Raw genomic sequence first — 12,329 nt, 5'->3', positions numbered from 1 at the left:
AAATAAGCAAAAAGGTGGCCGGTGATTTGATTTTCTATTTTTTAGGTAGGATAATACGCGCACTTTTGGACAGTCCTCCACATAGGATATGAATTTGCCAAAAGACAGAGTAGAGCAAATTTGCTCTATTGATGTAATATCTTTGCCTTGAGATGACTTTTTAGATCGAACAGGTTAAGATAGCAGGTAACACAATTCCTTTGTGTTGGTTTTCAGCTACATCAGCTGATACTTGTTTTAATTTAAATAGATGACTACATTTAAGAGGATCATCAAAATGAAAAAAACTGCAATCGCATTAGCTATCGCTGGTTTAGCAGCAGCAACTGTAGCACAAGCTGCACCACAAGCTAACACTTTCTATACTGGCGCAAAAGCCGGTTGGACTTCTTCTCACAACGGTTTCACCCAATTTCGTAATGCGGGTTATGATGTAAACCGTCACTCTGTGAACTACGGTGTATTTGGTGGTTACCAAATTACTGATAACTTCGCAGCAGAAGTTGGTTATGAATATTTCGGTGGTTCTAAACTAAAAGATCGCCAAGACAAAACTGAAGATAAACATACTGCACACGGTACTACTTTAGCACTTAAAGCAAGCTACCCTGTATTAGCAGATTTAGACGTTTATGGTCGTGTTGGTGCAGCGTTAATCCGTAGCGACTATAAAAAAACGCTTACAGATGGCTCTAAAGAGAAAGCTCACAACTTCAAAGTATCTCCGGTTTTAGCGGCAGGTGTTGAATATGCAATTCTTCCAGAATTAGCAGCACGTTTAGAATACCAATGGGTTGCTCGTGTAGGTAACAATGGTAAAGCTCAAGAGAAAAATGGTCCTGCACCACGTGAACGTGGTACAGAGTTCTCTCCGAACATGGGTACTGTTGCTTTAGGTTTATCTTACCGTTTCGGTCAAGGTCAAGCACCTATGCCGGCACCTGAAGCGAAAGTGGTAAACAAAACTTTCAACTTAAACTCTGATGTGACTTTCGCATTCGGCAAAGCTGACTTAAAACCACAAGCTCGTAACGTATTAGATGGTATCTACGGCGAAATCGCACAAGTTAACAACGCGAACGTTAAAGTTGCAGGTTACACAGACCGTATCGGTTCTGATGCTTACAACCAAAAATTATCTCAAAAACGTGCTGAAAGCGTTGCTAACTACTTAGTATCTAAAGGTGTTTCTCAACACGCTATTTCTGCAACCGGTTATGGTAAAGCAAACCCAGTTACTGGTAACAAATGTGACGCAGTTAAAGGCCGTAAAGCGCTTATCGCTTGTTTAGCTGATGACCGTCGTGTAGAAATCGCAGTTAGCGGTTCTAAATAATTGACTTTTTGTTAATTATTTTTAAATAGATAAAAAAGACCTAAACCTATGTTTAGGTCTTTTGTTTTTTAGCTAAGTTTAATGATTGTAAGGGAAAAAAATGAAAAAATGGCTTGTTCTGATTATTGTTGCCGTTATTGCGGCCATGACCTTAATTCCAAGTTATAACGGCTTGGTTGCCGCGGAAGAGCAAATTAATTCGGTGTGGGCAAATGTGGAATCGACTTATCAACGTCGTTCTGATTTGATTCCAAATTTAGTGAATACTGTGAAAGGTCAGGCAAACTTTGAAAAAGAAACCTTGACCGGTGTTGTTGAAGCGCGTGCGAAAGCCACGCAAACCAAAATCGATCCGTCTAATTTAACGGAAGATCAATTAACCCAATTCCAACAAAATCAAAATGCGGTGGGTTCTGCGTTGTCCCGCTTATTGGTCAGCGTAGAGAATTATCCTGAATTGCGTGCGAACGAAGGCTTTATGAACTTACAAGCGCAATTAGAAGGTACCGAAAATCGCATTAATGTTGCGCGTAATAAATTCAATGAAGCGGCACGTGAATACAACCAAAAAATTCGTACTTTCCCAACCAAAGTGGTTGCGATGATTTTTGGTTTCAAAGAAAAACCTTATTTCAAATCTGTTGCCGGTGCTGAAAACGCGCCGACAGTGAATTTTAACTAAACGGACAATAAGGTGGCGCGATGCCATTATTTGCAAAAATCCCGATAGATAAAAAACAGCTTGAGGCGGCAATCGCCCGCCTTGAGCGACAAACCTCCGCCGAGTTTCGGATTTTTATCGAACGAAAAATACCGTCAAAACCGACCGCACTTTCTGTTTATGAACGTGCGTTGGATGTTTTTTCACAACTGGAAATGCATCAAACGGCGGCGCGTAATGGCGTGTTGATTTATATTGCCTATGATGATCGTCAATGTGCGATTATCGGTGACGTCGGTATTCATCAGTATGTGGGCAATGATTTTTGGCAAACAGAATGTGCCCGCATGATTGCGCATTTTAAACAAAAGCAATATACAGAAGGTATTTTGGCTTCGATGCAGAAAATTGGTGAACACTTAATTCAGCATTTTCCGGTTCAACCGGACGATCAAAATGAACTGGATAACGAGGTGATCATTCATGATTAAACGCGTATTTAGTTTATTGAGCTTAAAAAGTGCGGTCATTTTTTTCTGCATTTTTATGGCGACGACTGTTTCTGCCGTCACCTTTCCTGATACCCCGAAACCTTTCCGTTATGTGAATGACTACACGAAAACGTTATCAGCAAAAGAGTTGGGCGCATTAGAAGCGAAGTTGGCAGCCTATGGCAAAGAAACCAGTTCGCAAATTGCAGTGGTGATTGTGCCGACGACCGGTGAATATGAGGTTTCTCAATATGCCTTTGAATTAGGCGATAAATGGGGAATCGGGCGGAAAAATCTGAATAACGGTGTGTTGTTACTCATTGCGAAAGAGGATCGCAAATTGTTTATTGCGGTGGGACAAGGGTTGCAAGGCGTGTTGACCGATGCGCTGGCTTCACAAATTATTCGCAACCAAATTCGCCCTTATTTCCGCAACGAGCAATATGCTCAAGGCATTGATAACGGCTTGGATTACATTATTGCTGCCACCAAAGGCGAATTTGTGGCACAAGCGGAAGAGGAAAAGGATTTCGGGGATGTTGTGCCCTTTATCATGCTCGCGCTGTTTATTTTGATTGTGGTGATAGCGGAGGTTAACAGTCGTCGCGCTTACGTCAGCCCAACGAATAACCATGTCTTGAATGAAATATTGCGCCAATCAATGTCAGATCGTCGTCGTAATGGCAGAGGCGGTGGCGGTTTCGGTGGCTTTGGTGGAGGCGGTTTTGGCGGTGGCTCCGGTGGCGGATTCGGCGGAGGCGGTTTTGACGGCGGTGGGGCTGGTGGTAGCTGGTAATACCCTTTTGGATTTATTGGTCGGGCACATTGTTTGTGATACAATGCGTGCGTTTTCTCTTCAATGCATATAAGGAACATTATGGAAACGTTAGATAAAATCAAAAAACAGATTAGCGAAAATCCGATTCTGATTTACATGAAAGGCTCGCCAAAATTCCCTTCTTGCGGTTTCTCTGCGCGTGCGGTGGAAGCGTTAATTAACTGTGGCGTGCCATTCGGTTATGTGGATATTTTGCAACATCCGGATATTCGTGCAGAGTTACCGGCTTACGCCAATTGGCCGACATTCCCACAATTATGGGTAGAAGGCGAACTTGTTGGTGGTTGTGATATCGTATTGGAAATGTATCAACAAGGTGAACTCAAAACCTTATTAGAAGAAGTCGCTGCAAGACATCCACAAGCGTAAAATGTTTTCTAAAAAAACCGCACTTTGCTTTTCCCAAGTGCGGTTTTTTTGTGAGTTAATTCTTTGTAAATTGTTTTAATAAAACGATGAAAAATCGAAATCTACTGGAAACCAGCCGCACTTTATGATATAAAGCATGGCGTTATTTTGCTGTTTAAAAGTAACGTTTATTTTTTAATCAATTTACTAAAACACACACATATCAGAAAGGCTAAATCGGGGTGCCAAACGGTCGATTGGCTGGATATGTGGAGGCTAAACCCCAAACAAAAGGAAAATTATTATGGCACAAGTTTCTATGCGCGATATGCTTCAAGCAGGCGTTCACTTCGGTCACCAAACTCGTTACTGGAATCCAAAAATGAAACCATTCATTTTCGGACCACGCAACGGTGTTCATATCATCAACCTTGAAAAAACCGTTCCAATGTTCAACGCAGCATTAGCTGAGTTAACCCGCATTGCGAGCAACAACGGTAAAGTATTATTTGTTGGTACTAAACGCGCAGCGACCGATGCCGTGCAAGCTGCCGCATTAGACTGTCAACAATATTATGTAAACCATCGTTGGTTAGGCGGTATGTTGACCAACTGGAAAACAGTTCGTCAATCCATCAAACGTTTAAAAGATTTAGAAACGCAATCTCAAGACGGTACTTTCGACAAATTAACCAAAAAAGAAGCGTTAATGCGTACCCGTGAGATGGAAAAACTTGAATTAAGCCTTGGCGGTATCAAAGAGATGGGCGGTCTTCCGGATGCATTATTTGTTATCGGTGCAGACCACGAACATATCGCAGTGAAAGAAGCAAACAACTTGGGTATTCCGGTATTTGCTATCGTTGATACTAACTCTAGCCCGGACGGCGTAGATTTCGTTATCCCAGGTAACGATGACGCAGCACGTGCAATTCAACTTTATCTTTCTTCTGCTGCTGCTGCGATCAAAGAAGGTCGTGGTAACGAAGCTGCGGTTGCTGAAGAATTAGCGCAAGCCGCAGAATAATTCAGGCGATTGCGATAAGGCGTAAGCCCTTATTAATCAGACGATTAATGAATAAGCAGGGGGCTAAATAGCTCCCTGTATTTTTTAGAGCTAAAAGTGCGGTCTTTTTCCACCGCACTTTAAACTGACAGAGGATTTTAAAATGGCTGAAATCACAGCATCATTAGTAAAAGAACTGCGTGAACGTACCGGCGCAGGTATGATGGAATGTAAAAAAGCATTAGTTGAAGCAAACGGCGACATCGAATTAGCCATCGACAACATGCGTAAATCCGGTCAAGCAAAAGCGGCGAAAAAAGCAGGCCGTGTTGCAGCTGAAGGTGTTATCCTTGCTCGCGTACAAAATGGTTTTGGTGTATTAGTTGAAATGAACTGTGAAACTGACTTCGTCGCAAAAGATGCCGGTTTCTTAGGTTTAGCTAACGAAGTGGCAGACTACGCAGCAGCACACAAAGGCGCAACTATCGAACAACTTCAAGCCCAATTTGAAGAAAAACGTGCAGCATTAGTGGCGAAAATCGGTGAAAACATGACCATCCGTCGTGTTGCTTACATCGAAGGCGATGTTGTCGGCTCTTACTTACACGGCGCGAAAATTGGTGTATTAGTGGCAGGTAAAGGCGCAGACGATGAATTGTTAAAACACATTGCAATGCACGTTGCAGCAAGCCGTCCAGACTACGTTAACCCAAGCGATGTTCCGGCTGATGTGGTTGAACATGAGCGTAACATCCAAGTGGATATCGCAATGCAATCCGGTAAACCACGTGAAATCGCAGAAAAAATGGTTGAAGGCCGCATGAAGAAATTCACTGGCGAAGTTTCTTTAACCGGTCAACCATTCGTGATGGATCCATCTAAATCCGTTGGCGATTTGTTAAAAGAAAAAGGTGCTGAAATCTCTAACTTCATCCGCTTAGAAGTGGGCGAAGGTATCGAGAAAGTAGAAACTGACTTCGCGGCAGAAGTTGCTGCTATGTCTAAAGCGTAATAGATAATTTAAGTCAAAAATCGCAATAACTCATCTGCGCCTAAACGTGGGATAAAACACCGACAAATTTAGGCGCAGATTTTTTATGAAAACGCTCTAATTCTTTCTGCCTCTTACAAAGCCTAAAGATCCGCATCGAAAATGCCGATAAGCGGAGAGTAAGAAAAAGCAGATTAAATTTCTTTAATCACTTCAGTAGATGCATTATTCATCACCGATTCCATGCCTTTTTGCGCGGCAGCCTGTGAGGAATAATATTGACTACGACCGATTTCTTGGTGATTCGCCGCTTTCAACACAAAATACGGTTGATCACTTTTTGTCATGCGAAACTCAAAATTTTTCTCATCTACGCCATTTTTTTGGACGGAAGCAATACCGTTTTGTGCAGCGGCTTTCGTTTTGTAAAGCTCACTGGTTAAGATCACTTGCCCGTTAGTAGCGATTAAATTGAACATAAATTGACCGTCTTTGGCTGTTTTTAATTCATAATGTCCTTGTGCCATGTACACCTCTTGTTAAGTTAATGTGTTTCGTTATCTAAAATTTCATCAAATAAACGCGACAATCGCGATTAAAAAGAAATTTTAGATAGGGCTAAATGTATAAAAAAAGCCTGTATATCGCAACAGCTAAGCGGAAGAATATGCTAAAATGTCGCCTTTATTTTAGGCAACGCAACGCTAAACGAGAATACATGATGGCAGGCATTTATCCCCTGAACGGGAGTCTTCAATATTACGCGTGGGGGGGTAACCAGTATCTTCCGGACTTCTTGCATATTACAAAAACGCAAGCGCATTATGCCGAATATTGGCTTGGCTCACACCCTTCTGCGCCATCACAGTTAATCACCGCCGATGGCGAACTGTCGTTACTGGATTTTTTACATCAAAATCCCACCGCACTTGGCCGCCAAAGCCGTCAATTATGGGGTAACAATTTGCCTTATTTACTGAAAATTTTAGACGTTGCGAATCCCCTTTCCATCCAGTTACACCCAACCAAAGAACAAGCTGAAATTGGCTTTGCGCAGGAAAATGCGGCAGGCATTGCGTTGAACGATCCCAAACGCACTTATAAAGATGATAACCACAAGCCGGAAATGATGATTGCGCTGTCCGATTTTTGGCTTTTACATGGTTTTAAAACCAAAGCCAAAATTCTCGAAACCCTACGCCAACGCCCGTCACTTACGGAACTGGCAACAAAATTGGCCTCACAGAGTTTAGCGGATTTTTATGCGGATATTATGTTGGCAAAACAGGAACAGCTGGCACAATGGCTGTTGCCGATCATTGATGCGCAACAAAAGGCTTACGAGCAAAACCAGCTTGCCATGCAAAATCCGGATTACTGGGTGCTTTACACATTACACGCCATGAAGATTTCCCGAGACCGGTTAGATGCCGGCTTAATGAGTTTCTACCTGTTCAATATTGTGAATTTGCAGGTTGGCGAAGGGATTTTCCAAGCCGCCGGCGTGCCGCACGCGTATTTACGCGGACAAAATATTGAACTAATGGCCTGTTCCGACAACGTGATCCGTGGCGGTTTAACGCCGAAACACGTTGATATCGAACAATTGCTGAAAATCATTGATTGTAGCGAAATCGTCCCTCAAATCATCGCGCCGGCACCTCAAAATCAGGTTTACATCTACCCGACGGCCATTGCCGATTTTGCTTTGAGCAATATGCCTTATGCTAAAAACACCGAAATTTCCGACCGCACTTTAAACGGCACGATTCTCTTAGTCATGGCAGGCGAAATGACATTGGAAGCCACACAACAAAAACTCACTTTAAAACAAGGACAAGCGGCGTTTATTGAAGCTGACACAGACTATCGCGTGCATGGCATGCAAGAAGGCTATGCCGTGCTGGCCGGATTACCGATTTAACATCGTTTTCATGAAAGAAATACTTAACAACGATTTTTATGACCTCTGATTACATCACAAAAATAGGAACAACAATGACTCAACAAACGTTTATTCCCGGCAAAGATGCCGCTCTTGAGGAAAGTATTGAAAAATTCCAGCAAAAACTGACCGCACTTGGCTTTAATATTGAAGAAGCCTCGTGGTTAAACCCGGTGCCGAACGTGTGGTCGGTACACATCCGTGATAAAGACTGCCCACAGTGTTTCTCTAACGGCAAAGGCGCCAGTAAGAAAGCCGCATTAGCATCAGCACTCGGCGAATATTTTGAACGTCTTTCCACTAACTATTTCTGGACGGATTTCTATTTAGGACAAGACATTGCCAATGGCGATTTTGTGCACTATCCGAACGAAAAATGGTTTCCGATTGAAGACGAGGCGTTGTTGCCACAAGGCATTTTAGACGATCGTTTATTCGAACATTTCGATCCAAATCAGGAGCTGACACCAGAACTTTTGGTAGATTTGCAATCAGGCAACTATGAGCGTGGCATTGTTGCTTTGCCTTATGTGCGTCAATCAGACCAGCAAACGGTTTATATTCCACAAAGCATTATTTCTAATCTCTACGTCTCCAACGGGATGTCCGCCGGCAACAGCCAATTTGAAGCGCGCGTGCAGGGATTATCGGAAGTGTTTGAGCGCTATGTGAAAAATAAAATCATCGCAGAAGCCATTAGTTTGCCATTAATTCCGCAAGAGGTGGTGGCTCGTTATCCATCGATTCAAGCCGCGATTGACAAGCTGGAACAGGAAGGCTTCCCGATTTTGGCATATGATGCTTCTCTTGGTGGCAAATACCCGGTGATTTGCGTCATTTTGCTTAACCCAACTAACGGCACTTGCTTTGCTTCTTTCGGAGCACATCCAAAATTCCAAGTGGCGTTAGAGCGCACCGTGACTGAACTCCTGCAAGGTCGTAGCTTAAAAGATTTGGATGTTTTTTCTCCGCCATCTTTCAACAATGACGATGTTGCCGAACACGCCAATTTGGAAACCCACTTTATTGATTCCAGCGGTTTAATTTCATGGGATTTATTCAAAGACACACCGGATTATGGGTTCGCCGATTGGAATTTTTCCGGCAAAGATACCCATGAAGAATACGACAATCTGATGGCGATTTTCCGTGCAGAAAAGAAAGACGTTTACATTATGGACTACAACCACTTAGGTGTTTATGCCTGTCGCATTATCGTGCCGGGCATGTCCGATATTTATCCGGCAGACGACTTAATTTACGCCAACAGCAACATGGGCATGGACTGGCGCGAAATCCTGTTGGATTTACCGCACTTCCACCACGACCAAGAAACCTACCAAGAATTATTGGATGAACTGGATGAGCAAGGCATTGACGATGCTACCCGCGTACGTGAATTTATCGGCATCGTGGCACCGAAAGCCAGTGGTTGGACAACTTTGCGCATTGGTGAATTAAAATCCATGCTTTATCTTGCCTTAGGCGACTTGGAAATGGCTCTAGATTGGGCGAACTGGACCTATAACATGAACAGTTCCGTGTTCACGGCAGAACGTGCTAACTATTATCGCTGCTTAATCAATAGTCTGGAATTGTTTATGGATAGCCAACGTGATCCGCAGCAATATCGCATGGTGTTCGAAAAAATGTATGGCAAAGACGCCGTGGCATTTGCGTGGAGCGCGATTCAAGGTGGCAATCCGTTCTATAACCTGCCTGCCAGTGATGAAACCCTTGCAAACTTTAGTGAACATCAAAAATTATTGGCGGCTTATGCGAAATTGCAAAAGGCAAAACGTGAAAATTGGCAGTAAAGTGCGGTGGGAAAATCTCGTGGATTGTGAACGTTGGCTTTGCTAAGGTTTTTTAATGCGATTTTAAAGGGCGAAGAGATTCGCCCTTTATTTATGGAAATGAGATTATTGAACCAGTAAATAGAAGTTACTGTCACCGCGAATAATATTTAAGGCGATGGCCGATGGCTTACTCTCTAAAATTTTGCGTAACTGACCTAAGTTTTCAACTTTTTGACGGTTAATCCCAATGATCACATCACCGGATTTCAATCCGCGTTGTTCCGCAAGGGAATTTGGTTTGATTTTGGTGATAGCAACACCTTTCACACCTTTTTCGTCATAGTTATTTAACTCTGCACCGTCTAACGCCGGTAATAATCCATTGGCACGTGTTTGCGTTTGGTCATCTGATTGAAGGGTCACTTTGGCGTTATTTGATTTACCGTCACGCAAATAAGTTAAATCAATTTCTTTGCCTGCACCGGACGTGGCAATTTTGGCACGCATTTCAGCAAAGCTGGAAATAGTTTGACCGTTTATTGCGGTAATCACATCACCGGCTTTGAGGCCGGCTTTATCGGCAGCAGAACCCGGCATCACTTCACTAATAAAAGCGCCTTTCTTCGCTTCAATATCAAACGCTTGTGCTAAATCTGCATTTAATTCGCCACCTTTAATACCAAGCATACCACGACGCACTTCGCCGAATTCAAGAATTTGTTGTACTAAATTATTGGCCATATTGCTTGGAATCGCAAAGGCAATACCGGCATTGCCGCCGCTTGGGGAAAGAATGGCGGTGTTGATGCCGATTAATTCACCGTTTAAGTTAATTAGCGGACCGCCGGAGTTACCACGGTTAACCGCTGCGTCTGTTTGAATGTAGTTTTCATAGGTGCCACTATCGGATCCCATGGAACGACCCAATGCGGATACAATGCCCGATGTCACGGTTTGACCTAAACCGAATGGGTTGCCGATAGCCACGGTGAAATCGCCTACGCGTAATTTGTCGGAATCCGCGAGTTTAAGTGCGGTCAGATTTTTAGGTTTTTCCACTTGAATGAGTGCCACATCAGACATTTCATCGGCACCGATGACTTTCGCTTTAAATTCACGACCGTCATGGAGCTGAACGGTAATTTTATCTGCATCTTTAATCACGTGATTATTGGTTAACACATAACCTTTTTCAGCGTTAATAATTGCGCCTGAGCCAAGGCCCTTAAAGTTGCGTGGTGCACGATCACGATCGAACATATCCGGACCAAAAAAGAATTTAAATTCTTCCGGAATGTCGTCATCCATTTGAGCGGCATTGCTTTTTTGTTTGCCTTCCACAGAAATGGACACCACCGAAGGCAACACTTTTTCTAACATAGGCGCCAAACTTGGCATGACTTGACCGGCGCTCACCTCTGTTGGGGTTTCTGCCACGCTCATCATCGGGGCAGTTAATACGCTTAATCCGAGTGCAATACTAGTTAAAACAAAATTGCGTTTTTTCATTCAATTTTCTCCAATTAAAAACAAATAACACGAAATCTCGTCGAGTTTCGGTAATGCTTATGACAAATAAATGGCTTGAATGTTCTGCAATTTTGGGAGCGAATAAATAAAAAAGTGCGGTAGAATTTATCGGCATTTAAAAACACCCGAAAAATCCACCGCACTTCTAGCGACATCAAAGATTACAGATCGAAATCGTCGAAATCTTTGGTGTCCACTTTGGAGTCAATTTGACCCACAAGATAAGAACTCACTTCCACTTCTTGCGGCGCCACTTGTACGTTGTCGGAAACCAACCACGCGTTGATCCAAGGAATCGGGTTAGAACGTGCTTGGAATGGCAATGGCAAACCGACCGCCTGCATACGGATATTGGTGATGTACTCCACGTATTGCACCAAAATGTCTCGGTTCAAGCCGATCATGGAACCGTCTTTGAACAAATAATCCGCCCAGTCTTTTTCCTGTTCTGCTGCCGCTAAGAATAAATCATAGGCTTCTTGTTTACATTCTTCCGCAATTTCTGCCATTTCCGGATCGTCTTGACCTGCCGCCATGATGTTTAAAATGTGCTGCGTGCCAGTTAAGTGTAACGCTTCATCACGAGCGATGAATTTAATGATTTTCGCATTGCCTTCCATTAATTGACGTTCAGCAAAGGCAAAGGAACAGGCGAAAGACACATAGAAACGAATAGCTTCAAGCGCGTTCACGCTCATTAGGCAAAGGTAAAGTTGTTTTTTCAAATTACGTAAGGTGACGACACATTCTTTGCCATCCACGGTGTAAGTGCCTTCGCCGTACAGGCTGTAAAGTTGGCTATCGCGAATTAAATCGTCGTAGTAAGAGGAAATATCGCGTGCACGTTTGATGATTTCTTCGTTGGTCACGATGTCGTCAAACACGATAGACGGATCGTTCACAATGTTACGAATAATGTGCGTGTAAGAACGAGAGTGGATAGTTTCAGAGAACGTCCACGTTTCGATCCAGGTTTCCAATTCCGGAATCGATACCAATGGCAACAACGCCACGTTTGGGCTTCTGCCTTGAATGGAATCTAACAAGGTTTGATATTTTAAGTTGCTGATGAAAATGTGTTTTTCATGTTCAGGCAACGCGGCGTAGTCGATACGGTCTTGTGACACGTCCACTTCTTCCGGACGCCAGAAGAAGGAAAGTTGTTTTTCAATGAGCTTTTCAAAGGTCTCATATTTTTGTTGATCGTAACGCGCAACGTTAACGTTTTGACCAAAGAACATCGGTTCCTTTAACTGGTCGTTTTTGTTTTGTGAGAAAGTGGTGTATGCCATTTTTTTGTCCTTTAATCTTATGAGTAAAGTGCGGTCAGTTTTTAAAATGTTTTTTCATTCTGGCGCAAGCGTCTTCGCTTGTGCCTTTAGTT

At 43.1% G+C, this 12,329-nt stretch carries 12 protein-coding genes; 9 read left to right on the top strand and 3 right to left on the bottom strand.

Features of this window, described 5'->3' with window-relative positions:
• The first annotated feature begins 277 nt into the window (after window positions 1-277).
• The 7 genes from ompA to tsf all read left to right on the top strand — a co-directional run bounded on the left by ompA (window position 278) and on the right by tsf (window position 5,692).
• The gene (gene ompA / locus J5X96_RS09090) at window positions 278-1,336 is read left to right on the top strand and encodes a porin OmpA (RefSeq protein WP_209363260.1); all 1,059 of its coding nucleotides are present in this window, start codon (window positions 278-280) and stop codon (window positions 1,334-1,336) included.
• Window positions 1,337-1,436: 100 nt separating this feature from the next.
• Entirely contained in the window at window positions 1,437-2,018 is a 582-nt protein-coding gene (locus J5X96_RS09085) for a LemA family protein (RefSeq protein WP_209363258.1), read from the top strand.
• A gap of 20 nt (window positions 2,019-2,038) precedes the next feature.
• Complete coding sequence (locus J5X96_RS09080) at window positions 2,039-2,488, top strand: TPM domain-containing protein (RefSeq protein ID WP_209363257.1); 450 nt, start codon at window positions 2,039-2,041, stop codon at window positions 2,486-2,488.
• Window positions 2,481-3,284: a YgcG family protein gene (locus J5X96_RS09075; protein WP_209363255.1), complete on the top strand. Its 804-nt coding sequence runs from the start codon at window positions 2,481-2,483 to the stop codon at window positions 3,282-3,284. The genes J5X96_RS09080 and J5X96_RS09075 overlap by 8 nt, the downstream gene beginning before the upstream one ends.
• An 81-nt stretch (window positions 3,285-3,365) precedes the next feature.
• A complete protein-coding gene (gene grxD / locus J5X96_RS09070; protein ID WP_033002458.1) occupies window positions 3,366-3,695 on the top strand; it encodes a Grx4 family monothiol glutaredoxin in 330 nt (109 codons plus the stop codon).
• Between the two features lie 283 nt (window positions 3,696-3,978).
• Window positions 3,979-4,701 carry a 30S ribosomal protein S2 gene (gene rpsB / locus J5X96_RS09065; protein WP_209363253.1) on the top strand — a complete coding sequence of 241 codons (723 nt, stop codon included), beginning with the start codon at window positions 3,979-3,981 and terminating at the stop codon, window positions 4,699-4,701.
• A 142-nt stretch (window positions 4,702-4,843) separates the two neighbouring features.
• Window positions 4,844-5,692, top strand: a complete 849-nt coding sequence (gene tsf / locus J5X96_RS09060; RefSeq protein WP_109128854.1) for a translation elongation factor Ts — start codon at window positions 4,844-4,846, stop codon at window positions 5,690-5,692.
• Between the two features lie 173 nt (window positions 5,693-5,865).
• Here tsf and J5X96_RS09055 read toward each other — a convergent pair whose 3' ends face one another.
• A complete protein-coding gene (locus J5X96_RS09055; protein WP_021615773.1) occupies window positions 5,866-6,198 on the bottom strand; it encodes a YegP family protein in 333 nt (110 codons plus the stop codon).
• Window positions 6,199-6,392: 194 nt separating this feature from the next.
• On the opposite strand from J5X96_RS09055, the gene manA reads away from it, so the two are divergent.
• Together manA and ycaO are read left to right on the top strand one after the other, a co-directional pair.
• Window positions 6,393-7,595, top strand: a complete 1,203-nt coding sequence (gene manA / locus J5X96_RS09050; protein ID WP_209364806.1) for a mannose-6-phosphate isomerase, class I — start codon at window positions 6,393-6,395, stop codon at window positions 7,593-7,595.
• A gap of 74 nt (window positions 7,596-7,669) precedes the next feature.
• Entirely contained in the window at window positions 7,670-9,433 is a 1,764-nt protein-coding gene (ycaO, locus tag J5X96_RS09045) for a 30S ribosomal protein S12 methylthiotransferase accessory factor YcaO (protein ID WP_209363251.1), read from the top strand.
• Between the two features lie 105 nt (window positions 9,434-9,538).
• On the opposite strand, the gene J5X96_RS09040 is transcribed toward ycaO, so the two are convergent.
• Together J5X96_RS09040 and nrdB are read right to left on the bottom strand one after the other, a co-directional pair.
• Window positions 9,539-10,924: a Do family serine endopeptidase gene (locus J5X96_RS09040; protein ID WP_209363249.1), complete on the bottom strand. Its 1,386-nt coding sequence runs from the start codon at window positions 10,922-10,924 to the stop codon at window positions 9,539-9,541.
• A gap of 182 nt (window positions 10,925-11,106) precedes the next feature.
• Window positions 11,107-12,237 (bottom strand): class Ia ribonucleoside-diphosphate reductase subunit beta, encoded by a 1,131-nt coding sequence (nrdB, locus tag J5X96_RS09035; protein ID WP_005700384.1) that lies wholly within the window; start codon window positions 12,235-12,237, stop codon window positions 11,107-11,109.
• Window positions 12,238-12,329: the final 92 nt, after the last annotated feature.

The sequence above is a fragment of the Aggregatibacter sp. 2125159857 genome, assembly GCF_017798005.1.
GTDB lineage: Bacteria > Pseudomonadota > Gammaproteobacteria > Enterobacterales > Pasteurellaceae > Aggregatibacter.
The sequence above is the reverse complement of the archived record's forward strand: the minus strand, read 5'-3'. Positions and strand labels throughout refer to the sequence as shown.

Coding starts and splice junctions, on each gene's coding strand:
- ompA (WP_209363260.1), top strand. CDS start 278: ATGAAAAAAACTGCAATCGCATTAGCTATCGCTGGTTTAGCAGCAGCA.
- J5X96_RS09085 (WP_209363258.1), top strand. CDS start 1,437: ATGAAAAAATGGCTTGTTCTGATTATTGTTGCCGTTATTGCGGCCATG.
- J5X96_RS09080 (WP_209363257.1), top strand. CDS start 2,039: ATGCCATTATTTGCAAAAATCCCGATAGATAAAAAACAGCTTGAGGCG.
- J5X96_RS09075 (WP_209363255.1), top strand. CDS start 2,481: ATGATTAAACGCGTATTTAGTTTATTGAGCTTAAAAAGTGCGGTCATT.
- grxD (WP_033002458.1), top strand. CDS start 3,366: ATGGAAACGTTAGATAAAATCAAAAAACAGATTAGCGAAAATCCGATT.
- rpsB (WP_209363253.1), top strand. CDS start 3,979: ATGGCACAAGTTTCTATGCGCGATATGCTTCAAGCAGGCGTTCACTTC.
- tsf (WP_109128854.1), top strand. CDS start 4,844: ATGGCTGAAATCACAGCATCATTAGTAAAAGAACTGCGTGAACGTACC.
- J5X96_RS09055 (WP_021615773.1), bottom strand. CDS start 6,198: ATGGCACAAGGACATTATGAATTAAAAACAGCCAAAGACGGTCAATTT.
- manA (WP_209364806.1), top strand. CDS start 6,393: ATGGCAGGCATTTATCCCCTGAACGGGAGTCTTCAATATTACGCGTGG.
- ycaO (WP_209363251.1), top strand. CDS start 7,670: ATGACTCAACAAACGTTTATTCCCGGCAAAGATGCCGCTCTTGAGGAA.
- J5X96_RS09040 (WP_209363249.1), bottom strand. CDS start 10,924: ATGAAAAAACGCAATTTTGTTTTAACTAGTATTGCACTCGGATTAAGC.
- nrdB (WP_005700384.1), bottom strand. CDS start 12,237: ATGGCATACACCACTTTCTCACAAAACAAAAACGACCAGTTAAAGGAA.